Raw genomic sequence first — 21,423 nt, 5'->3', positions numbered from 1 at the left:
GCCTGTGCTGCTGCCCGTGACGCTGCGAGGCTCCTTGCCGGTGTGGCGACGAGGCTTCCCCGCTGTCGTGCCGTACCTGCTCTTCTCGTGCCCGTCGTGCCTGCGCCGACTCGCCGTACCGCCACGTCGCGCGGCCTCGGCGCGGCGGTACGGCGACCTCGTTGCGGCTCCCGTTGCGCCTGTTCCCCCGTGTGGCGAGGGAGCGGTGCGCGGCGAACGTGTCCCACCGTGTGATGTGCCCCTCGTCCCGCGTTGCGAAACGGCAGCGTGCGGGAAGCTGTAGGAAACGTTCGTTCACTTCTCGTACCGCTGTGGGCGCGCGGCGTCCGTGCCACAGTGGCACGAGCGGGGCAGTCGCTTCAGGGAGGCAGTGATGGGTGTGGAAGCCGGCCGGATCCGTGTCGTGGTCGCCAAGCCGGGGCTCGACGGGCACGACCGCGGGGCCAAGGTCATCGCGCGTGCGCTGCGCGACGCCGGGATGGAGGTCATCTACACCGGGCTCCATCAGACCCCTGAGCAGATCGTCGACACCGCGATCCAGGAGGACGCCGACGCCATCGGCCTCTCCATCCTCTCCGGCGCCCACAACACCCTCTTCCCCGCCGTCCTCTCCCTCCTCAAGACCCACGACGCCGGCGACATCCTCGTCTTCGGCGGCGGCATCATCCCGGAGGCCGACATCCCGCCCCTCAAGGAACAAGGGGTCGCGGAGATCTTCACGCCGGGCACGACGACCCAGTCGATCGTGGAGTGGGTCCGGGAGAACGTCCGGCAGTCGGCGGTCTCCGGGGGCTGACGGGGGTGGGCGACGCGCGCTCGCGGTGGCCCACGGCCGGAGCGCGGCCCTTTGACAGCGCACCTTGTCCGTACCTCGCGGCCTTCCCGCCCCTGACGGCCTTGCCGCCCGAGCTGCCCTTGCCGTCAGCGCCGCCCCCACCATCAGCGCCGCCCGCACCGTCCACACCGCTCCTGCTCCAGCGTGCGCGTCTGCCAGGATCCCCCTCACGTCGGGTCCAACTCCCGCCGCATCTCGCCCCGGAGGCGCAGTGTCGCCGCGAGTCGCTGGAACGCCTCCGCCCAGTAGCTCCCGGCGCCCGGGGCGGTGTTCTCGGACTCCTCGGGGACGGCCAGGAGGGCGTCCAGGCGAGGGGCTTCCTCGGGGGCCAGGCAGCGTTCGGCCAGGCCCATGACGCCGCTGAAGCTCCACGGGTAGCTGCCGGCGTCGCGGGCGATGTCGAGGGCGTCGACGACGGCACGGCCCAGGGGCGGGGCCCAGGGCACCGCGCAGACGCCGAGGAGCTGGAACGCCTCGGAGAGACCGTGCGCGGCGATGAAACCGGCGACCCAGTCGGCCCGTTCGGGCGGCGACAGCGTCCCGAGGAGCCGGGCGCGCTCGGCGAGGGAGACGGCGCCTGGACCACCCGCGTCGGGTGCGGACGGGGCACCGAGCAGGGCCCGGGACCAGCTCGCGTCGCCCTGCCGCACGGCGGCCCGGCACCACGCCGCGTGCAGCTCGCCCAGCCAGCCGTCGGACACCGGCAGCGCGACGATCTCCTGAGGCGTACGCCCGCCCAGCCGCGCCGACCAGGTGTCGAGCGGTGCCGCCTCCACCAACTGGCCCAGCCACCAAGACCGTTCGCCCCGGCCCGTCGGCGCCGTCCTGATCACGCCGTCGCGCTCCATCCCGGCGTCACACTCGTGCGGTGCCTCCACCACGATCGTCGGGACCTCGGCGGTGCGGTCGACCGCGACACACGTGCGGGCGCGGGCCGCCATCCGCCCGGCGAGCGCGGAACCGGGGAGCGCGGACAGCAGCTCCGCCGCCGTCGCCCGGACGTTGCGGCTGCGGTCGGACAGGGCCTGTTCCAGGAACGGCTCGTCACGCGGGCCCAACCCCGTGCGCAGGGAGTCCAGGAACATCAGGCGGTCCTCGGCGCGCTCGGTCGCCCAGGTCGCCGTCAGCAGGTCACGGCCCGCGTCGGCGTCCCGCGCGCGGAGTGCGAGGAGCAGCGTGACCCGTTCCGCGAACAGGCCCTCCTCCCACAGCCGCCGGACCCGCTCGGTCTCCTCCGGGGCCGGCAGCACCGCCCCGTCCCCCGCCGTCGCCCGCAGCGCGAACCGCCAGTCCGAGTTGAGCCGCGCCAGCCACAGCGCCCTCGGTCCCGCGAACTCCAGCGCCGCCGGCCGCAGATCCGTCCTGCCCCGGGCCGCGTCCAACAGTGCCGGGAGGAGCTGTGGGGGTGGCGCGTACCGGTGGCCGTTGGCCGCCGCCAGCCACTGGGGGAGCAGCTCCATCAGGTCCGGAGCAGCGCCCCGGCGGCCTCCTGACTGTGCGGTCCGGTCGGCCAGCAGCAGCGCCAGCCGCTTGGCCGCCGGGGCGGGGAGAGGTGCGCGGGGATCCTCCGGGGACTCGGGGAGCGGGGGCGCGGCGGGAGCGGGGAGCAGACCGGCTCTGCGGCGGAGGGTTTCGGTGGCGGCGGCGTCGAGGAGGGCGGTGGGGGCGTTCGTTCCCGCGCTCGATGCCGTCCCCCGCTCCGGCAGCGGTCGGCGGTCCGTTCCCAGGAGTGCCGTGGTGACCAGCTCGTCCCAGATCTCGGGTGATGGTGTGCTGTTCATGGTCTGCTCCTCTCCGTCACTCATGCATCGTTTCGAAGACGCCGATCGGTTCACTCGTCCCGGAAGCCCAGGCCGTCAGCGGTGTGAAACCGCGGTGTCCGCACTCTCCGAAGACCTTGACGGGGCCGCCTCCCGAGAGGGCGATCAGCCGCCAGAGACCGGGGCGGGACAGGGCGGCCGGGGTGAGGGGGAGGGCGGTCTTGCTCTCCGTGTCCACGAGCTGCCAGGTGTCTCCCGCAGGAGTCGGTACGACGTCGTCGAGGGTCACCGGGACGGAGTTCAGCCAGGGGTCGGTCCGCAGGGCGGTGCCGTAGCGGGCGGTGGCCTCGGCCGGGCTGATGCCGGGCGGGCGTACGGACGTCGGGGCGGGGTCGGTGAGGAGGTCACCCAGGGCGACCCTGGGGCCGACCGGATAGGGCGTGACCCGCGCGCGTACGGAGCGGCCGACCGGCAGGGCGAGTTCGGGGGCACGCCCGGCCGGACCGTAGGAGAGCACCAGGGCCGTACGCGCGCTGGTGGCGCCGTGAAGCCAGATCCGGCGGGTCGTCAGACGGCCGTCGGAGGTGTCGTAGCGGGCCAGGACGAGCCAGTCGTCGAGGAGCGGCGGGCCGGTCGGCGTCGTGGGGAGGCCGATGTGGGTGCGGACCGCCGAGGCCAGGTCCTCGGGGAGGCCGTCGCGGTGGAGCCACGCCTGGTTCAGGAGGTGCAGAAGCGCGCACTCCTCCAGCAGCCGCGCCGGCCACCCGGGACCGGACGCCGGTATCGCGCCCAACTCGCGCACGCGCGCGGCGAGTCCCGGCGCCTGTGCGTCGACCATCCGGGCCGCCGTCTCCTCCCACAGCCCGTACCCCTCCCGCTCCGCCGCCGCGAGCCCCGACCTGACCAGATCGGCCAGCCGCTGCTCCAGCTCCACGACCCCGGCGGTGATCCGCCCGGCACGCCGCTCGGCCCGCCGCCGGGCGGCCTCGGGGTCGGCGAGCGCGTCTTCTTTTTTCTCGCGTGATGTGCGCGAGCCGGAACTCCCTTCCCGTGACGCCTCGTTCTCCTGCCCCGCTCCCGACCACGGCCCGGCGAGTTCGCTCCCCGTAGGACGCGACACGTCGTCAGACGCCGTTGCCGGCACCTGATCAGCGGTCGGACGCACCCCCTGCTGAGTCATGACATCGAAGGTAGAACCCACCACTGACAATCGGCCTCGAAAGGGCGTTCATGCAGGTCAGGGCGATTGTCAGTGGTGTGGTGCATGGTGGAGTCAGCTTTGGAACCGGCCGAGCTGGAGGGGGCTTGAGCCATGTCTTTTGCCGCTGGACCGACGTCCGCCGAACCGACCGAGAACCACACCGAACCGACCCGGAACGACCCGGGACCGGCTGGTGAGACGCCTGTGCTGCGACCGCACGCGGAGATCGCCTTCGCGTCCGAACTGACCGCGCTGGCCGCGCAGGACGACCGTCCGCGCCCCCCGAACTGGAAGCTGTCGCCGTGGGCGGTGGCGACGTACCTGCTGGGCGGCGTGCTGCCCGACGGCTCGGTGATCTCGCCGAAGTACGTGGGCCCGCGCCGGATCGTGGAGGTCGCCGTCTCCACGCTCGCGACGGACCGCGCGCTGCTCCTGCTGGGCGTCCCGGGCACCGCGAAGACCTGGGTGTCGGAACACCTCGCGGCGGCGGTCAGCGGCGACTCGACGCTGCTGGTGCAGGGCACCGCGGGGACGCCGGAGGAGGCGATCCGCTACGGCTGGAACTACGCGCAGCTCCTGGCGAACGGCCCGAGCCGCGCCGCGCTCGTCCCGAGCCCGGTGCTGCGGGCCATGGCGGAGGGGATGACGGCCCGCGTCGAGGAGCTGACGCGCATCCCGGCCGACGTACAGGACTCGCTGATCACGATCCTGTCGGAGAAGACCCTGCCCGTGCCGGAGCTGGGCCAGGAGGTGCAGGCCGTACGCGGCTTCAACCTCATCGCGACGGCCAACGACCGCGACCGGGGGATCAACGACCTGTCCAGCGCGCTGCGCCGCCGGTTCAACACGGTTGTGCTGCCGCTGCCGGCCAGCGCGGAGGCGGAGGTCGAGATCGTCGCCCGGCGCGTCGAGCAGATCGGCCGCTCCCTCGACCTGCCCTCCGCGCCGGACGGCATCGCGGAGATCCGCCGGGTCGTGACGGTCTTCCGCGAACTGCGCGACGGGGTCACGGCGGATGGCCGCACCAAGGTCAAGTCGCCCAGCGGCACGCTCTCCACGGCCGAGGCGATCTCCGTCGTCACCAACGGCCTGGCGCTCGCCGCCCACTTCGGTGACGGGGTGCTGCGCCCGGCCGACGTCGCCGCCGGGATCCTCGGCGCGGTCGTCCGCGACCCGGCCTCCGACCGGGGCGTCTGGCAGGAGTACCTGGAGGCCGTCGTCCGGGAGCGCGAGGGGTGGACGGACTTCTACCGGGCCTGCCGCGAGGCGAGCGCGTGACCGGCGACGGCACCGGGTGAGCGTGGGTGAGACCGAGTGGCTACCGAGTGGCTGAGGACGAGAGGGAGGTGAACAGGATGAGGTTGCTGGGGATACGCCACCACGGGCCGGGTTCGGCGCGTGCCGTGCGCGGGGCGCTGGAGGAGGCCCGCCCCCGGATCGTGCTGATCGAGGGCCCCGCCGACGCGGACGCGCTGGTGCCGCTCGTCGCCGACGCGGGCATGCGCGCGCCGGTCGCCCTGCTGGCCCACGTCGTCGACGAGCCCGGGAGGTCCGCGTTCTGGCCGTTCGCCGAGTTCTCGCCGGAGTGGGCGGCCATGAAGTGGGCGCTCGCGCACGGCGCACCGGTCCGCTTCGTCGATCTGCCGGCCGCCCACACCCTGGCGCTGCCGCCCGCCACCGGCCCCGCCGCCGTACGCGTCGACCCCCTGCGCGCCCTCGCCGAGGCCGCCGGGTACGACGACCCGGAGCGCTGGTGGGAGGACGTGATCGAACACCGGGGCACCGGCGACCCGTTCACGGCCGTGGAGGAGGCCATGGAAGCGGTCCGGGAGACCTACGACGACCAGGAGGACGAGCGGGACGCCGTCCGGGAGGCGTACATGCGGCTCCAGGTGCGGGCGGCGGTCAAGGAGTTCGGAGCGGACGGGGTGGCCGTGGTGTGCGGGGCGTGGCACGTGCCCGCGCTGCGCCGCCGGACGACCGTCGCGGCCGACCGGGCGCTCCTGAAAGGGCTGCCGAAGGCCAAGGCGGAACTGACCTGGGTGCCGTGGACGTACCGCAGGCTCGCGCGCGCCGGAGGCTACGGGGCGGGCATCGAGTCGCCGGGCTGGTACGGGCACCTGTTCAGCGCGCCGGACCGGCCGGTCGAGCGGTGGATGACGAAGGTGGCGCGCCTGCTCAGGGACGAGGACCGCGTCGTCTCCCCGGCCCACGTCATCGAGGCCGTACGGCTCGCCGAGACGCTGGCGGCGGTGCGCGGGCGCCCGCTGGCCGGGCTCGGGGAGGCGACCGACGCGGCGCGCGCGGTGCTGTGCGAGGGGTCGGACGTGCCGCTGGCGCTGGTGTGGGACCGGCTCGTCGTCGGGGACGTCATGGGGGAGGTGCCCGAAGGGGTGCCCGCCGTGCCGTTGCAGCGGGACCTGGAGCGCGAGCAGCGGAGGCTGCGGCTGCGCCCCGAGGCGGCCGGGCGTGACATCGACCTGGACCTGCGAGGCGACACCGACGCCGCGCGCAGCCGCCTGCTGCACCGGCTGCGGCTGCTCGGCGTGGACTGGGGCACACCGGCCGAGGCCCGGGGAAGCACGGGGACGTTCCGGGAAGCCTGGCGGCTGCGCTGGGAACCCGAACTGGCCGTGCGGATCGCCGAGGCGGGCGGCTGGGGGACGACGGTACAGGCCGCCGCCACCGCGAAGGCGCGGGCCGACGCCGACGCCGCGACAGCCCTCGCCGAGGTCACCGCGCTCGCCGAGCACTGCCTCCTGGCCGGCCTGTCCGACGCCCTCCCCGAGGTGATGCGGGCCCTCGCCGACCGGGCGGCCCTCGACACCGACGTCGGCCACCTCGCCCAGGCCCTGCCCGCCCTCGTCCGCGCCCTGCGCTACGGCGACGTCCGAGGCACCGACACGCGCGCGCTCGCCGAGGTCGCCGCCGGGCTCGCCCTGCGGATCTGCGTCGGCCTGCCCGCCGCCTGCACCGGCCTCGACACCGACGCGGCACAGGAGATACGGAGTCATGTGGACGCCGTCCACGGCGCCGTGGCCCTCCTCGCCGAGGGAGGCCGGACAGACCTGGGCGGACGCTGGCGGACCGTGCTGCGGACGCTGGCCGGGCGTGACAGTGTCGCCGCCGTGATCCGGGGCCGGGCGGCGCGGCTCCTGCTGGACGGCGGAGAGGCGGGACCGGAGGAGGCCGCCCGGTGGATGGGGCTCGCTCTGTCTCCCGGGACCGTGCCGAGGGAGGCCGCCGACTGGGTCGAGGGATTCGTCGGCGGCGGATCGGGCGGCGGCCTGCTCCTGGTCCACGACGAACGGCTCCTCGGCATCGTCGACACCTGGCTCACCGGCGTCTCAGAAGAAGAGTTCGTCGACGTACTGCCGTTGCTGCGGCGGACGTTCGCGGCCTTCGGACCCGGGGTGCGCCGAACGCTCGGCGAGGTCGTGAGAAGAGGAAACGCGGCCGGCACCGGGCCGGGAACCGACGGGTTCGCCGCCGAACTCGACGAGGAACGAGCCGACGCGGTCGTTCCCGTGGTGCGGCTGCTGCTCGGCGTCGGTGAGAGAGGAGACCTGTGAGGGCGGAGGTTAGCGGGGGTTGGCCGTGATTGGAGGAGATTTTCGAGGGTTGAGAAATTGATGGGCGGATCTGTGAACCGATGAGGGAGGCTGGAGCGATGAATGGGTGAGGGGCAAGAAAACAAGGCAACTACCCGACTCACACGACGAATTGACGACTCATCACAAAGACCTGACGGCTCGGACAGGACCACGGGGGTCATGGCGGCCGGCGACCGAGGGGGAGGTGAAGGACGGTGAAGAAGACGGACGGCCTCGTCGAAGAGGGCGAGGCGAGGGAGCGGCTGCGCAGGTGGCGGCTGGTGCTCGGGGGAGCGGACGCGGAGGGGACCGGATGCGTGCTGGACGGGCGGGACGCGGGGATGGACGGCGCGCTGGGAGCCCTGTACGGAAAGGAGGGGGAGCGGCAGGGAAGGGGAGCGGGGCTGGGGGCGTCCGCACCGTCGGTGGCCCGCTGGCTGGGAGACGTACGGACGTACTTTCCCTCGCCGGTCGTCCAGGTCATGCAGCGGGACGCCGTCGAACGGCTCGGACTCGCGTCACTGCTGCTGGAGCCGGAGATGCTGGAGGCCGTCGAGGCCGACGTGCATCTGGTCGGCACCCTGCTCTCACTGAACCGGGCCCTGCCGGAGACCACGAGGGACACGGCGAGGGCCGTGGTCCGCAAGGTCGTCAGGGATCTGGAGAAGCGGCTCGCCGGGCGGACCCGGGCCGCGCTCAGGGGAGCACTCGACAGAAGCGCGCGGACGGGGCGGCCACGCCCGCGCGACATCGACTGGGGCCGCACCATCGCCGCCAACCTCAAGCACTACCTCCCGGAACACGGGACGGTCGTGCCGGAGCGGCTCGTCGGATACGGGCGGGCGGCGCAGTCACTCAACAAGGGGGTAACGCTGTGCGTGGATCAATCGGGTTCGATGGCGTCGTCGCTGGTGTACGCGTCGGTGTTCGGAGCGGTGCTGGCGTCCATGACGACGATCAGCACGCGACTCGTCGTGTTCGACACGTCGGTCGTTGATCTCACGGATCAACTCGACGACCCGGTGGACGTCCTGTTCGGGACGCAGCTGGGAGGGGGGACCGACATCAACCGCGCGCTCGCGTACTGCCAGGCGCGGATCGAGCGGCCCGCCGACACCGTCGTCGTACTGATCAGTGATCTCTACGAAGGGGGGATCAAGGACGAGATGCTCAAGCGGGTCGCCGCGATGAAGGCGGCCGGCGTGGAGTTCGTCTCCCTGCTCTCCCTCTCCGACGAGGGGGCACCGGCCTACGACCGGGAGAACGCCGCGGCCCTCGCGGCCCTGGGAGTACCCGCCTTCGCCTGCACCCCGGAGCTGTTTCCCGAGGTGATGGCGGCGGCACTGGAGAGGAGGCCCCTGCCGATACCGGAGACGGCCTGAGGGAGGTGGCCTGAGGGAGGCCGGCCTGAGAGGGCCGGGGTGGGGCCGAGGGTGCGGGGTGAGAGGTGCGGGGCGGTCGGGTGAGGCCGTCGGGGGTGGGGCGTGGGGGTTCTGGCGGGGGACTGCTCGGAAAGGCTGGGTCGTGGAGGGCCCGGCACACCCGAGAGTGGTAACTCTCCGGATCTTTGCGACTCCTCTCCGTGGGTGAAGTTGTCGACTCGCCCCCACCTCTCGCACACCCCTCATCCGAAGCTCCGCCTCCCACCTCCCTCCTCACCCCCTCCTCGCCCCTCCGCGCCTCCCGTCTCCCTCGAGCCCCCTACCTCAGGGGACCGTTGGGGACGGCACGCGGTGCCAGGCGGGAGGGGGGTGGGCGGCATCATGTGACAGGTATCACCGCTCGGGCGGGACTCGCGATTTAGAAGGGCTCGGGTCGCGGGGATAACCTGCGAGACGGACATGCCGCGCGCTCGGACACCGTGTGCGCCCTGCTTGTGACACATGCGGTCGTCACGTTGCCCTTCGCGGCACGCCCACGCATCCAACGAACCGCGAGATCACTGATAGGGACGGAAGCGCGTGGACCTGTTCGAGTACCAGGCGAGGGACCTCTTCGCCAAGCACGATGTACCGGTGCTGGCCGGTGAAGTCATCGACACGCCTGAGGCGGCCCGCGCAGCCACCGAGCGTCTGGGTGGCAAGTCCGTCGTCAAGGCTCAGGTGAAGGTCGGTGGCCGCGGCAAGGCCGGCGGCGTGAAGCTGGCGGCGACCACCGACGAGGCGGTCGAGCACGCGGGCAACATCCTCGGCATGGACATCAAGGGCCACACGGTCCACAAGGTGATGATCGCCGAGACCGCGCCGGAGATCGTGGAGGAGTACTACGTCTCCTTCCTCCTGGACCGCGCGAACCGCACCTTCCTCTCCATCGCGTCCGTCGAGGGCGGCATGGAGATCGAGGAGGTCGCCGAGAAGCGTCCCGAGGCCGTCGCCAAGACGCCCATCGACGCGATCGAGGGCGTCACCCCGGCGAAGGCCCGCGAGATCGTCGAGGCCGCGAAGTTCCCGGCCGAGGTCGCGGACAAGGTCGCCGACGTCCTCGTCAAGCTGTGGGACACCTTCATCAAGGAGGACGCCCTCCTGGTCGAGGTGAACCCGCTGGCGAAGGTCGCCTCCGGTGAGGTCATCGCGCTGGACGGCAAGGTCTCGCTGGACGACAACGCCGAGTTCCGCCACCCCGACTTCGAGGAACTTCACGACAAGGCCGCGGCGAACCCGCTCGAGGCCGCGGCGAAGGAGAAGGGCCTCAACTACGTCAAGCTGGAGGGCGAGGTCGGCATCATCGGCAACGGCGCCGGGCTCGTCATGAGCACCCTGGACGTCGTCGCCTACGCCGGCGAGAACCACGGTGGCGTCAAGCCCGCCAACTTCCTGGACATCGGCGGTGGCGCCTCCGCCCAGGTCATGGCGAACGGCCTGGAGATCATCCTCGGCGACCCGGACGTCAAGTCCGTGTTCGTGAACGTCTTCGGTGGCATCACCGCGTGCGACGAGGTCGCCAACGGCATCGTCCAGGCGCTGAAGCTCCTCGAGGACCGCGGCGAGAACGTCTCGAAGCCGCTCGTCGTCCGCCTCGACGGCAACAACGCCGAACTGGGCCGGAAGATCCTCACCGACGCCAACCACCCGCTGGTGCAGCGCGTCGACACCATGGACGGCGCGGCCGACAAGGCCGCCGAGCTGGCCGCCGCCAAGTAAGCACTCAGGACGAGGACACCGACACACCATGGCTATCTGGCTCAACAAGGACAGCAAGGTCATCGTCCAGGGCATGACCGGCGCCACCGGGCAGAAGCACACCAAGCTGATGCTCGCCGACGGCACCAACGTCGTGGGCGGCGTGAACCCCCGCAAGGCCGGTACGACCGTCGACTTCGACGGCACCGAGGTACCCGTGTTCGGGACCGTCGCCGAGGCGATCGAGAAGACGGGCGCCAACGTCACCGTCATCTTCGTGCCGGAGAAGTTCACGAAGGACGCCGTCATCGAGGCGATCGACGCCGAGATCGAGCTGGCCGTCGTGATCACCGAGGGCATCGCCGTGCACGACTCGGCGAACTTCTGGGCGTACGCCGGCCAGAAGGGCAACAAGACCCGGATCATCGGCCCGAACTGCCCCGGCATCATCACGCCGGGCCAGTCCAACGTCGGCATCATCCCCGGCGACATCACCAAGCCGGGCCGCATCGGGCTCGTCTCGAAGTCCGGCACGCTGACGTACCAGATGATGTACGAGCTGCGTGACATCGGCTTCTCGACGGCCGTCGGCATCGGTGGCGACCCGATCATCGGCACCACGCACATCGACGCGCTCGCCGCGTTCGAGGCCGACCCCGACACCGAGCTGATCGTGATGATCGGTGAGATCGGTGGCGACGCCGAGGAGCGGGCCGCGGACTTCATCGCGAAGAACGTGACCAAGCCGGTCGTCGGCTACGTCGCGGGCTTCACCGCGCCCGAGGGCAAGACGATGGGCCACGCGGGCGCCATCGTCTCCGGTTCGTCCGGCACCGCCCAGGCGAAGAAGGAGGCCCTTGAGGCCGCGGGCGTCAAGGTCGGCAAGACGCCGACGGAGACGGCCAAGCTGGCGCGAGAGATTCTGGCCGGCTGAAAGCTTGGCTGACTGAACGCTGATGGGCCCGTTTCCCAGGTGGGGCGGGCCCTTCAACGTTGCTGGGTGCGGGTTCGTTGTGGCTGGTCGCGCTCGCGCGGCGGAGCCGCATATGGATGCAGCCCCGCGCCCCTAAAAAACTACCGTCGCACCGTCACTTAGATTCCGGCACCAGCCTCTCCGGACCGTGCGCCGTCTCCCTGCGCAGCTTCGCCCGCAGCGCCAGCTCCGCGTCCGACAGGGCGCCGGGGGCCTGGCGAGGGGGAACCCCGCTGACCGTCGCGCCCGGGGGAACCGGGGGTTCGTAGTGCGTGGGGGCCGTGTTCAGCGTCAGCGCCGTCGCGCCGATGATCGCGACGGTGAAGGCGATGGCCGCCCGCGTCCAGAAGCTGGCGCGGCGCTCGCCGGTCAGCCGTACCGCCGCGGGCCGGGGCGCGCGCAGGCGTTCCGCCGAGGCGACCTCCGCGAGCCGGCGGTGGAGGGTCGCCGGGTCGGAGAGTTCGGGCAGCCGGATGGCCAGGGCCTCGCGCGCGTGCAGCACGCGGTTCGCCGCGGCGGGCGTGCTCGCCTCCGTCTCCGCCGCCGTCTCCGGCAGGTCCAGGCCGACGCCGTCGTACAGGACGAGTGTGCGGCGGTAGGACGGGGGGAGGCGCAGGAGGACGTCGAGCAGGGCGCGGTCGGGGGCGGAGGCGGGCGGGGGTTCGGGGTGACGGTAGCGGGGGCGCAGCCGGTGCCAGGGGGAGAGGGCGTACTCGTACGCCGTCGCGCGCACCCAGCCCGCCGGGTCGCGGTCCGTCGCGACCTCGGGCCAGCGCTGCCACGCCGACTGGAACGCGCGCTCCACCGACTCGCGGGCCAGCTCGCGGCGGCCGGTGAGGAGGTAGGTCTGGCGGACGAGGGCGGGGGCGCAGAAGGCGTACAGCGCGTCGAACGCCTGCGCGGGGGTGAGGGGCGGGCGCTCGCCGGGTTCCTGGGGCGGAGCGGGTTCCTGGGGCCGACCGGGTTCCTTGAAGGGTGCTGACTGGGAAGACGCCGCCACCGGCACCGGGGGTTGAGCCGTCGGCCCCTGAATGTCCGTCACGAAGACCTGAGCCCCCGCCGTCTGAGGCTCCGTCACCCCCCGAACCCCCGTCACCTCACCCTCCAGCGACGCCAGCAGCCGCGCGTACGCCTCCCGTTTGGTGCCGCGCGGTGTCGTACGGCCGGTCTCCCACGCGCGCACCGTCTCTCGGGTGACGCCGACCGTGGAGGCGATCTGAGCCTGGGTCAGCGCGTGGGCCACGCGCAGGCGTCGGCGTTCCTTGGGAGGGGGGAGAGGGGTGGCTTGACTCTGTGTCACAGGGCACCCTTCCGTACGAAAAAGTACATAAACGTATTTTGAGTGACACGGCGAATGTTCGCCTGTTACGACGGGAAAGCGCGTGTCGTTGGGAGCATGACGGGCGTGAACCCGATGACCGCCCGCCGCCCGCCGCTGTCGGCCCTGTCGTCCCTCCCCGCCCGTCTGCGCGACCGCTCACCCGGGCTCGCCGCAGGGTTCCTCGGCGGCGTGCTCGCCGCGGGGCTCGGGCTCGGGTCGGTCGCCGTGCTCGTCATGGTCCTGTGGATCAGCTCGCCGTACCCCGACAGCGGGCCCGGCGGGGCACTCCACGTCGCCGCGTCCCTCTGGCTCCTCGCGCACGGCGCGGAACTCGTCCGCGTCGACACACTTTCGGGTGTTCCCGCGCCCGTGGGGGTGACGCCGTTGCTGCTTCTGCTGCTGCCGGTGTGGCTCGTGCGGCGTGCCGCGCGGGACGCGGAGGGGGGTGTCGCGGCGTGGGGCGGTGTCGTCTGCGGGTACCTGGTCGTCGCCGCCGGGGCAGCCGGGTACGCGGCCGGGGGTGCGCTGCGGCCGTCCTGGGGGTGGACGGGCGTGTGCCTGCCGGTCGTCGTCGCGGGTGCCGCCGCGGTGGGGGTCTGGGGCGGGGGTGAGAGGGGCGAGGGCGAGGACGGCGCGGACGAGGGGCGTTCGGGCGAGGGACGTTCGGACAAGCGGCGTTCACCCAGAGAGACGCCGCCCGCCGCAGGGAGGTTGACCCACCCCGCCGGAAGGTTGACCCACCTCGCCGGGGCGTTGGCCCATCCCGCCGGGGCGTTGGCCCGCGCGGCGCGATGGCTCGGCCTCGCGGTCGGCACACCGGCACGGCCGGACGGCGGCACCGAGCCCCGATCGGACGGCGCCCAGGCGCGAGCGACCGGCGCACAGGCGCACGGGGAACACCCCCGAGCCACCCTCCACACCGCAACCCTCCACACCGCAACCCTCCGAACCACCCTCCCCACCACCCTCCGCGCCGGCCTGGCCGCCACCGGCGTCCTCCTCGCCGGCGGCGCCCTCCTCGTCGCCGTCTCCACGGTCCTCCACGGCGGCGCCGCCCGCGCCTCCTTCCTCGACCTGACCGAAGGCTGGTCAGGCAGGTTCGCCGTCCTCCTCCTGTGCGTCGCGCTCGTCCCCAACGCGGCCGTCTGGGGCGCCGCCTACGCCCTCGGGCCCGGTTTCACCCTCGGCGCCGGCCACCTCGTCTCCCCCCTCGCCTCCGACCCCGCGTCCCTCCTCCCGCCGTTCCCGCTCCTCGCGGCCGTCCCCGACGCGGGTGCGGGCGGGCCGCTGACCTGGTCCGCCGGGGCGGTTCCCGTCGCCGGAGGGCTCGTCCTCGGGTGGTTCGTCGCGCGGGGCGCCTGCGACGCCGACGTCCCCTGGTCCTGGGGTCTGACCGCCGGTTCCGCCGCCGCCTCGTCCCTCGTCCTCGCCGCCGCGACGTCCCTCACCGCCGGCGCCGCCGGCGGCCCCCTCGGCACCGGCGCGCTCGCACAGTTCGGCCCCGTGTGGTGGCAGACGGGAGGTGCGGCGCTCGCCTGGGGCGCGGGCGTCGGCGTGCCGGTCGCGCTCGCGGTACGGGGGTGGCTGTGCCGCGAGCCGCACGCGGACGAGGTTGAGGCGCCGGGGAGTTGGGGTGCGGAAGGCGCGTACGACGCCGAGACGTCCGGGAGTTGGGACGCGTGGAACGCGGACGAGGCTCAGGTGCCGGCGAGTCGAGGTGCGCGGGGTGTGGACGCCGGTGAGGCGGACGGAAGTTGGGACGCGTACGACGCCGTACCGGGGCCACGTGGACGTGGACGTCGTTGGACGCGGTTCCTGTCGCCGAGGCGGGCATTCCGGACGAAGTCCGAAGCGAACGGGACGAAGTCCGAGGCGAACGGGGTGCCCCAGCCGGCCAGTTCCCTCGCCGACGACCCCGTCTACGCGTCCCTCCTCAAAGACGCCCCGTACGACACCGGCACCCCCGACGCCCTCTTCGAGCCCTACGACTTCACCACCCCACCCGACCCCGCCTGGCACGACGACTCCGCCCGCGAGACCCGCTGGGCCGCACTCAGGGAGGCGGCGAGACCGTGGGAGGAAGCGGAGGGAGAGACGCCGGAGGAGGAACGGGGTGAGAACCCGGGACGCTGATGGGGACGCTCCCGGCGAGGTGAGGGCGGGGCGACGGCAGGGCTGCGAGGTGGTGTTCCGGCACGTGACGCAACTGAGCCGGGGCGCAGGAGCCGGCGGCAGCGGGTTGCCGGATCAGCCGCGCCGAGCCCGAGAGTTCAACTGCGCCGGGGTGATGCGGGAGCCCGGCGACGACAGGGCCGACGGCACACCGTGCGACGGGCCCGTACCTGTGGCGAGGGCGTGATCAGACCTGGACGCACGCCGGTCAGGACTCATGGGCGCGGCCCCCGAACCCCACCCCACCCCACCTCACCGATCCCGCCCGCAGACCACACCCCCGGCCGACCTCGATCCCCCGGCTACTCCGTCGTCCCCAGCAGATCCCTCAACTGCTTCGGCAGCAGGTCCTCGCACGACTGCTGGGCCTCGTTGGTGAGGGCGTCGGAGCGGCACGTGTAGTAGTCCCGGTACACGATCTGCGTCGTGAAGATCGTGCCGACGAAGGCGAGGGCGATGGACGCGGTGACGAGACCGCTGATCGCGGCGGTGGTCTGGGGACGGGAGCCGTTGGGGGCGGCGTTGTCGGCGGCGGCGTTCTCGGGGGACCCCGGACGCGGCCGTGCCTTCAGCGCGCTGAGCGCCCAGTAGACGGAGAGCGCGCCGAGGAGCAGCGCGACGTACGTCCACCCGAAGAGGACGAAGAAGATGGACCACATGCCGCCGAGCAACGAGTACCGCGCACGCCGCTGGGACGGATCCGTCGGATCCCACCGGGGCCCCGGCGTCTGACCGCCCCCCTGTCCCTCGGGCCCCGCGCCGGGCCGCTCCCCGAAGCCACCCTGCGACCGACCGGGCTGCCGATCACTCCACCGCCCCCACGGCGAACCCCCCTCACCGCCCCCGCCCTCCCCCTGCGAGGGCTGACGAGGCCGCCAGGGCTGATCCGGCGCCCCCTCGGGCGGCGCGGCAAACGGATTCCCCCCGTGCTCCTGACCCCCTTGGCTCCCCTGACCTCCCTGAGACCCACGACCCCCCTGCGACCCTTCCCGCGCCGAACCCCCCTGACCCTCGGCCCCCGGCCCGGAAGGAGCGCCACCCGCACCAGGCCCGGCAGCAGCCCCCGACCCTCCGGAAGCAGCGCCCGCACCAGAACCCGGCCCGCCGGACGCGGCACCCGCCACGCCCCCCGGCCCAGCACCCGGCGCCCCAGCGCCCCCGCCAACACCCGCCCCGGGCACCGGAGTTGACTCCGCCCCCTGAGCCCCGCCCCCGCCCGCCGAACCTCCAGCGCCCGGCGCAGCCCCCTGACCCCCCGCCTCGGGAACCGTTTCCTCCGACCCCGGTGTGGACCCCTCCGCGCCCGGGGAGGAGACGCGGCCCTCCCTCAACAGCACCCCCGCAAGGCTGTTCCGGTGGGCGAAGGGCGTGGGGGGCTGCGAGGTCGTCGGGGTGGGTCGCAGACTGCGGTCCGGCATCAAGTGAGCGTCTTCCCTAGGTGAGTCGGAGGTCAGTCGGACAAGTCGGGGCGGTCGGGTGGATGTCCTGCTAAACGAGCTGTCACAGCGGAAACGTGCCACAACCCCGCCGCGTTCCCGAGCCCGCTCCACCGCGTCACAGGCCCCGCTCCCCGCAGACGCTACCCTCCGCCCCCGCCCCCGTCCCGTGGGGGCCGCCGGGTGTGCCGGTATCGTTGCTGCCGGTCGGCCGCTTCGTAGACTTCCCCGTATCCCGGGCGACGAAGCATTTGTACGACCGCACAAAGACCGCACAAAGACCGCGCAGCACCACCGCGCACCCCCGCACGAAACCCCCGCACGAAACCACCGCACGAAAGGGCCTGAACGTGGCCGAGCCGCACCGCCTGGTCGTCCTGGTCTCCGGCTCCGGTACGAACCTCCAGGCCCTCCTCGACCACATCGAGAAGACCGGCGAGCAGGAGTACGGGGCCCGTGTCGTGGCCGTCGGCGCCGACCGCGACGGCATCGAGGGCCTGGCCAGAGCCGAACGCGCCGGGATCCCGACGTTCGTCGTCCGCGTCAAGGACCACGGCACCCGGCACGACTGGGACGCCGCTCTCGCCGCCGCCGTCGCCGCGCACGAACCCGACCTCGTCGTCTCCGCCGGTTTCATGAAGATCGTCGGCAAGGAGTTCCTGGCCCTGTTCGGCGGCCGGTTCGTGAACACGCACCCGGCGCTGCTGCCGAGTTTCCCCGGTGCCCACGGCGTCCGCGACGCGCTCGCGTACGGCGCCAAGGTCACCGGCTGCACCGTCCACTTCGTCGACGACGGCGTCGACACCGGCCCGATCATCGCCCAGGGCGTGGTCGAGATCCGGGACGAGGACGACGAGAGCGCGCTGCACGAGCGCATCAAGGAAGTCGAGCGAAGGCTGCTCGTCGAGGTCGTGGGACGGCTCGCCCGCCGCGGCCACCGCATTGAGGGACGAAAGGTAGTTATCCCGTGACCGCCGAGGCTGCAATCTCCGAGAACGTGCGGCCCATCCGCCGCGCGCTCGTCAGCGTGTACGACAAGACCGGCCTGGAGGAGCTGGCCCAGGGCCTGCACGCGGCCGGGGTCCAGCTCGTCTCCACCGGCTCCACCGCCGCCCGGATCGCCGGCGCGGGCGTCCCCGTCACCAAGGTCGAGGAGCTGACCGGGTTCCCCGAGTGCCTGGACGGCCGCGTCAAGACCCTGCACCCCAAGGTGCACGCCGGGATCCTCGCGGACCTGCGGCTCGACAGCCACCGTGAGCAGCTGGCCGAGCTGGGGGTCGAGCCGTTCGACCTCGTCGTCGTCAACCTCTACCCGTTCCGCGCGACGGTCGCCTCGGGCGCGAGCCCCGACGAGTGCGTCGAGCAGATCGACATCGGCGGCCCGTCCATGGTGCGCGCCGCCGCGAAGAACCACCCGTCGGTGGCGGTCGTCACGGACCCGGCCCGGTACGCGGACGTCCTGAAGGCCGTGGCGGACGGCGGCTTCGACCTCGTCGCCCGCAAGCGGCTCGCCGCCGAGGCGTTCCGGCACACCGCCGAGTACGACATCGCGGTGTCGAGCTGGTTCGCGAGCACCTACGCCCCCGCGGACGACTCTCAGTTCCCCGAGTTCATCGCCTCGTCCCTGGAGCGCAAGAGCACCCTGCGCTACGGCGAGAACCCGCACCAGCCGGCCGCGCTCTACGTCGACGGTACGGGTGTCGGTCTCGCCGAGGCCGAGCAGCTGCACGGCAAGGAGATGTCGTACAACAACTACACGGACACGGACGCCGCGCGCCGTGCCGCGTACGACCACGACGAGCCGGCCGTCGCGATCATCAAGCACGCCAACCCCTGTGGGATCGCGGTCGGTTCGGACGTCGCGGAGGCGCACCGCAAGGCCCACGCGTGTGACCCGCTGTCCGCGTTCGGCGGGGTGATCGCGGTCAACCGGCCGGTGTCCAAGGAGATGGCCGAGCAGGTCGCGGAGATCTTCACCGAGGTCATCGTCGCGCCCGACTACGAGGACGGCGCCCTCGAAGCGCTCGCCAAGAAGAAGAACATCCGCGTCCTGAAGGCCCCGGCCGCGCCCGCGCACCCCGCCGAGGTCAAGCCGATCGACGGCGGCGCGCTCCTCCAGGTCACCGACCGCCTCCAGGCCGACGGCGACGATCCGGCGAACTGGCAGCTTGCGACCGGCGAGGCCCTGTCCGCCGACGAGCTGGCCGAGCTGGCGTTCGCCTGGAAGGCGTGCCGCGCGGTCAAGTCCAACGCGATCCTCCTCGCCAAGGACGGCGCCTCCGTCGGCGTCGGCATGGGCCAGGTCAACCGCGTCGACTCCGCGAAGCTCGCGGTCGAGCGGGCCGGCGCCGAGCGCGCGCAGGGCTCCTACGCCGCCTCCGACGCGTTCTTCCCCTTCCCCGACGGCCTCGAAATCCTCGTCGCCGCCGGCGTGAAGGCCGTCGTCCAGCCGGGCGGCTCGGTCCGCGACGAACTCGTCGTCGAGGCCGCGAAGAAGGCGGGCGTGACGATGTACTTCACGGGGACGCGGCACTTCTTCCACTGAGCCGAGCCGTACTCGACGGGCGCCCGGAACCTGGAACATTCCAGGTTCCGGGCGCCCGTTCGTGCGAGCAGACTGGCGGGCGACACGCCGGGCCCGAGGGAAGGAACACGGGATGCGACGCCATCCCCTGCCGAAGGCGCTGGTCAGCGCCGCCGCGGTGGTCAACCTCGGCCTGAGCATCGAGCAGGCCAAGAACGTCCAGCGCCGGCCGGCCGAGTACTGGGAGTACGACGGGGCGATCGACGGTCTGCTCGGCACCGAGACCGTCAAGGCGCTCCAGCGGCAGTTGACGGAGACGTCGGACTACACCGGCGCGATCAACGGCAAGGCCGGCCCGCTGACCCGCACCGCGTTCGCCCGCTTCGCCGACGCCCACGCCCAGCCCCGGCTAGTCCGCCTTGCGCAGCGCCGTCCAAGTGCGCGCGTCCACCACGCCGTTCGCGTCGAGGCCCGCGCGTTTCTGGAAGGTGACGACCGCGTCGTCGGTCATCGGGCCGAAGTCGCCGTCGACCGTGCCGACTTCGGGGATGTCGTGCAAGTGGCGGAGCAGGCACTGGAGTTCGCGGACCTGGCTGCCGCCGTCGCCGCGTCGGACGGTGAAGTCCCAGGTGGTGTTCCAGCCGGCCGTGTAGCCGGTGCGGTTCTTCGTGTCCGTGTGCGGCGCGGGCTTCTCGCAGGTCGGCGGGGCGGTGCTGGTCGTCGGCTCTTGCTCGCGCAGGGCCGCGTACGTGGCCGTCCCCGCGCCCAGCAGGGCGAGGGCGAGGGCGGTGACCAGGGCGGTGCGGCGCAGGCGGCGGGGGCGCAGGCGGGGGAGGCGGGGGGAGCGGGTGGTGCCGGCCAGGTGTTCCACGCGGCGCAGCAGCGCCTCGGTGGAGACGCGTTCGGTGTGCGCCGGGGCCAGGCAGTCCCGCACGATCTCCGGCCAGCCGGCGGGGAGTTCGGGGGACAGGCGCAGTTCCTCGGTGCCCTGGGCGTGGCGCAGGGCGGCGTCCGTGCGGGCCTGCGGGGTGGCGCCGGGGAGCGGGTAGGTGCCGGTGAGCAGGACGTGGGCGAGGACGCCGAAGGCCCAGATGTCGGCGGACGGACGGGTCCGGGTGCCGCGTTCGCTGACCTCGGGCCACAGGAGTTCCGGCGGGGTGTAGTCGGGGGTGGTGAACGCGGGGGCGTAGGCGTAGGTGCCCTCCAGTTCGGCGGCCGTGCTGAAGTCGGCCAGCCGTACCGAACCGTCCTTCATCAGCAGGACGTTGGCCGGTTTGAGGTCGCCGTGCACCCAGCCGGCGTGATGCAGCTGGTGCAGGCCCTCGCAGATCTGCGCCAGCACCCGGACGTTCCCCAGCGGCAGGTTGTCCAGGGAGCCCTCGGCGCGTTCGAGGACGAGGACGGTGGCGCCGTCGAGTTCGGGCCGGCCGGGGTCCTCGACGGTCAGCGTCTCGTAGAGGCGGATCAGCCGGGGCGTCCGCAGCCGGGACAGCAACTCGACCTCACGTTCGGCTAGTTCACGCAGGTGGTGGAGTTGACGCGGGGTGCGGGTGCCGGTCGGCAGGAACTTCAGGGCGACCTGGCGGGGCAGCCCGGGGGTGTCCCCGGCGCGCCGGCCCGCGTACACCGTGGCGAACGCGCCGCACGCCAGCGGCTCGCGGACCTCCCAGCCGCCGACCCGGTACCCCTGGGGGACGTCGACGCTCATCACGCCTCCCTGAGGGCCGGCGCGGACAGCAGCCTCAGGTCGTCCTCCTGGACCAGGTCGAAGCGCAGGGCCAGGGCCACCAGGGTCTCCTTCTTGCCGTTGAGACGGCGGCCGCCGGGCTCGGCGGTGTCCTCGCGCAGCCGGAGCTTGACGGCGAGGTAGTCGATGTTCCAGTAGACGGCGGAACGGGTCACGCCGGGCCACACCTCGCGCAGGCGCACGACGAGGTCTTCGACGGCCGGCAGCGGGGCGTGCGGTTCGCCGCGCAGGCGGGGCTCGCACAGGGCCGTCAGGACGGCGAAGTAGCGCTTCGTGCGGTCCAGGGAGAACGCGGGAGCGGTGAGCGCGCCCGCGAGGCCGTGCCGGGACACGCTGCGGAAGGCGTGGCGCGGGGCCCACACGTCGAAGGTGAGGAGGTCGCCGGCGGCGGGCAGGACGACGCGGGAGAACTCGAAGGGCACCGGCGCGTCCAGCCGGCCCGGCGCGACCTTCACGTGCTCGCCGGCGCCCTCCGGGTTCTCGACGACGTAGGTCTGGTCCTCGCTGTGGTTGCTCAGCAGCCAGAAGGTGCGGTCGGGAGTGAGTTCCCCGGCGACGCGGGGCACCCCCTCGTGCGCGATGACCAGTCCGGCGTCCGCTCTGCCGAACGTCAGCCGTTCGCCCGCGCGGAGCTTGATCTGCCCGTTCGCGTCCGCACACGTCGGCGGTACGACGATGAGGCTGTGCATGGAGACGTCCCCCTTCTCCAGACAGGTCGGGGGGCTCGGCCCCCGATCCGATG

At 72.8% G+C, this 21,423-nt stretch carries 15 protein-coding genes; 9 read left to right on the top strand and 6 right to left on the bottom strand.

What is annotated here, in order from left to right:
* The first annotated feature begins 373 nt into the window (after positions 1–373).
* Positions 374–796 (top strand): coenzyme B12-dependent isobutyryl CoA mutase small subunit, encoded by a 423-nt coding sequence (icmB, locus tag IAG44_RS15405; RefSeq protein ID WP_187747691.1) that lies wholly within the window; start codon positions 374–376, stop codon positions 794–796.
* A gap of 206 nt (positions 797–1,002) precedes the next feature.
* On the opposite strand, the gene IAG44_RS15400 is transcribed toward icmB, so the two are convergent.
* Both IAG44_RS15400 and IAG44_RS15395 read right to left on the bottom strand, forming a co-directional pair.
* Positions 1,003–2,616 carry a DUF5691 domain-containing protein gene (locus IAG44_RS15400; RefSeq protein ID WP_187747690.1) on the bottom strand — a complete coding sequence of 538 codons (1,614 nt, stop codon included), beginning with the start codon at positions 2,614–2,616 and terminating at the stop codon, positions 1,003–1,005.
* A 16-nt stretch (positions 2,617–2,632) separates the two neighbouring features.
* Positions 2,633–3,775: an SWIM zinc finger family protein gene (locus IAG44_RS15395; RefSeq protein ID WP_187747689.1), complete on the bottom strand. Its 1,143-nt coding sequence runs from the start codon at positions 3,773–3,775 to the stop codon at positions 2,633–2,635.
* Positions 3,776–3,907: 132 nt separating this feature from the next.
* Here IAG44_RS15395 and IAG44_RS15390 point away from each other — a divergent pair, with 132 nt between their 5' ends.
* From IAG44_RS15390 to sucD, 5 genes are all read left to right on the top strand, one after another.
* Complete coding sequence (locus tag IAG44_RS15390) at positions 3,908–5,074, top strand: ATP-binding protein (RefSeq protein WP_187747688.1); 1,167 nt, start codon at positions 3,908–3,910, stop codon at positions 5,072–5,074.
* Positions 5,075–5,151: 77 nt separating this feature from the next.
* On the top strand, positions 5,152–7,368 hold the full coding sequence (locus IAG44_RS15385; RefSeq protein WP_187747687.1) for a DUF5682 family protein: 2,217 nt from the start codon (positions 5,152–5,154) through the stop codon (positions 7,366–7,368).
* 236 nt (positions 7,369–7,604) lie between these two features.
* Positions 7,605–8,771, top strand: a complete 1,167-nt coding sequence (locus IAG44_RS15380; protein WP_187747686.1) for a VWA domain-containing protein — start codon at positions 7,605–7,607, stop codon at positions 8,769–8,771.
* 579 nt (positions 8,772–9,350) lie between these two features.
* The gene (gene sucC, locus IAG44_RS15375; protein WP_187747685.1) at positions 9,351–10,529 is read left to right on the top strand and encodes an ADP-forming succinate--CoA ligase subunit beta; all 1,179 of its coding nucleotides are present in this window, start codon (positions 9,351–9,353) and stop codon (positions 10,527–10,529) included.
* A gap of 28 nt (positions 10,530–10,557) precedes the next feature.
* Positions 10,558–11,442: a succinate--CoA ligase subunit alpha gene (gene sucD / locus IAG44_RS15370; protein WP_187747684.1), complete on the top strand. Its 885-nt coding sequence runs from the start codon at positions 10,558–10,560 to the stop codon at positions 11,440–11,442.
* 154 nt (positions 11,443–11,596) lie between these two features.
* Here the strand turns inward: sucD and IAG44_RS15365 are convergent, their stop codons facing one another.
* Positions 11,597–12,781 (bottom strand): helix-turn-helix domain-containing protein, encoded by a 1,185-nt coding sequence (locus tag IAG44_RS15365; protein WP_187747683.1) that lies wholly within the window; start codon positions 12,779–12,781, stop codon positions 11,597–11,599.
* A gap of 96 nt (positions 12,782–12,877) precedes the next feature.
* On the opposite strand from IAG44_RS15365, the gene IAG44_RS42950 reads away from it, so the two are divergent.
* Complete coding sequence (locus IAG44_RS42950) at positions 12,878–14,935, top strand: cell division protein PerM (RefSeq protein ID WP_246561742.1); 2,058 nt, start codon at positions 12,878–12,880, stop codon at positions 14,933–14,935.
* Between the two features lie 341 nt (positions 14,936–15,276).
* On the opposite strand, the gene IAG44_RS15355 is transcribed toward IAG44_RS42950, so the two are convergent.
* Entirely contained in the window at positions 15,277–16,098 is an 822-nt protein-coding gene (locus IAG44_RS15355; RefSeq protein WP_246561740.1) for a hypothetical protein, read from the bottom strand.
* Between the two features lie 497 nt (positions 16,099–16,595).
* On the opposite strand from IAG44_RS15355, the gene purN reads away from it, so the two are divergent.
* Entirely contained in the window at positions 16,596–17,381 is a 786-nt protein-coding gene (purN, locus tag IAG44_RS15350) for a phosphoribosylglycinamide formyltransferase (RefSeq protein WP_425508453.1), read from the top strand.
* The gene (gene purH, locus IAG44_RS15345) at positions 17,378–18,955 is read left to right on the top strand and encodes a bifunctional phosphoribosylaminoimidazolecarboxamide formyltransferase/IMP cyclohydrolase (RefSeq protein ID WP_187747680.1); all 1,578 of its coding nucleotides are present in this window, start codon (positions 17,378–17,380) and stop codon (positions 18,953–18,955) included. Before purN ends, purH begins: the two co-directional genes overlap by 4 nt.
* Positions 18,956–19,343: 388 nt before the next feature.
* Here the strand turns inward: purH and IAG44_RS15340 are convergent, their stop codons facing one another.
* Positions 19,344–20,642 carry a serine/threonine-protein kinase gene (locus IAG44_RS15340; protein ID WP_187747679.1) on the bottom strand — a complete coding sequence of 433 codons (1,299 nt, stop codon included), beginning with the start codon at positions 20,640–20,642 and terminating at the stop codon, positions 19,344–19,346.
* Positions 20,642–21,370: an FHA domain-containing protein gene (locus IAG44_RS15335; RefSeq protein ID WP_187747678.1), complete on the bottom strand. Its 729-nt coding sequence runs from the start codon at positions 21,368–21,370 to the stop codon at positions 20,642–20,644. Before IAG44_RS15335 ends, IAG44_RS15340 begins: the two co-directional genes overlap by 1 nt.
* Positions 21,371–21,423: the final 53 nt, after the last annotated feature.

The sequence above is a fragment of the Streptomyces roseirectus genome, assembly GCF_014489635.1.
GTDB classification, from domain to species: Bacteria; Actinomycetota; Actinomycetes; order Streptomycetales; family Streptomycetaceae; genus Streptomyces; species Streptomyces roseirectus.
The sequence above is the reverse complement of the archived record's forward strand: the minus strand, read 5'-3'. Positions and strand labels throughout refer to the sequence as shown.

Excerpts from the sequence above, each read along its gene's own strand:
- icmB (WP_187747691.1), top strand. The coding sequence starts at position 374 with ATGGGTGTGGAAGCCGGCCGGATCCGTGTCGTGGTCGCCAAGCCGGGG.
- IAG44_RS15400 (WP_187747690.1), bottom strand. The coding sequence starts at position 2,616 with ATGAACAGCACACCATCACCCGAGATCTGGGACGAGCTGGTCACCACG.
- IAG44_RS15395 (WP_187747689.1), bottom strand. The coding sequence starts at position 3,775 with ATGACTCAGCAGGGGGTGCGTCCGACCGCTGATCAGGTGCCGGCAACG.
- IAG44_RS15390 (WP_187747688.1), top strand. The coding sequence starts at position 3,908 with ATGTCTTTTGCCGCTGGACCGACGTCCGCCGAACCGACCGAGAACCAC.
- IAG44_RS15385 (WP_187747687.1), top strand. The coding sequence starts at position 5,152 with ATGAGGTTGCTGGGGATACGCCACCACGGGCCGGGTTCGGCGCGTGCC.
- sucD (WP_187747684.1), top strand. The coding sequence starts at position 10,558 with ATGGCTATCTGGCTCAACAAGGACAGCAAGGTCATCGTCCAGGGCATG.
- IAG44_RS42950 (WP_246561742.1), top strand. The coding sequence starts at position 12,878 with ATGACGGGCGTGAACCCGATGACCGCCCGCCGCCCGCCGCTGTCGGCC.
- IAG44_RS15340 (WP_187747679.1), bottom strand. The coding sequence starts at position 20,642 with ATGAGCGTCGACGTCCCCCAGGGGTACCGGGTCGGCGGCTGGGAGGTC.
- IAG44_RS15335 (WP_187747678.1), bottom strand. The coding sequence starts at position 21,370 with ATGCACAGCCTCATCGTCGTACCGCCGACGTGTGCGGACGCGAACGGG.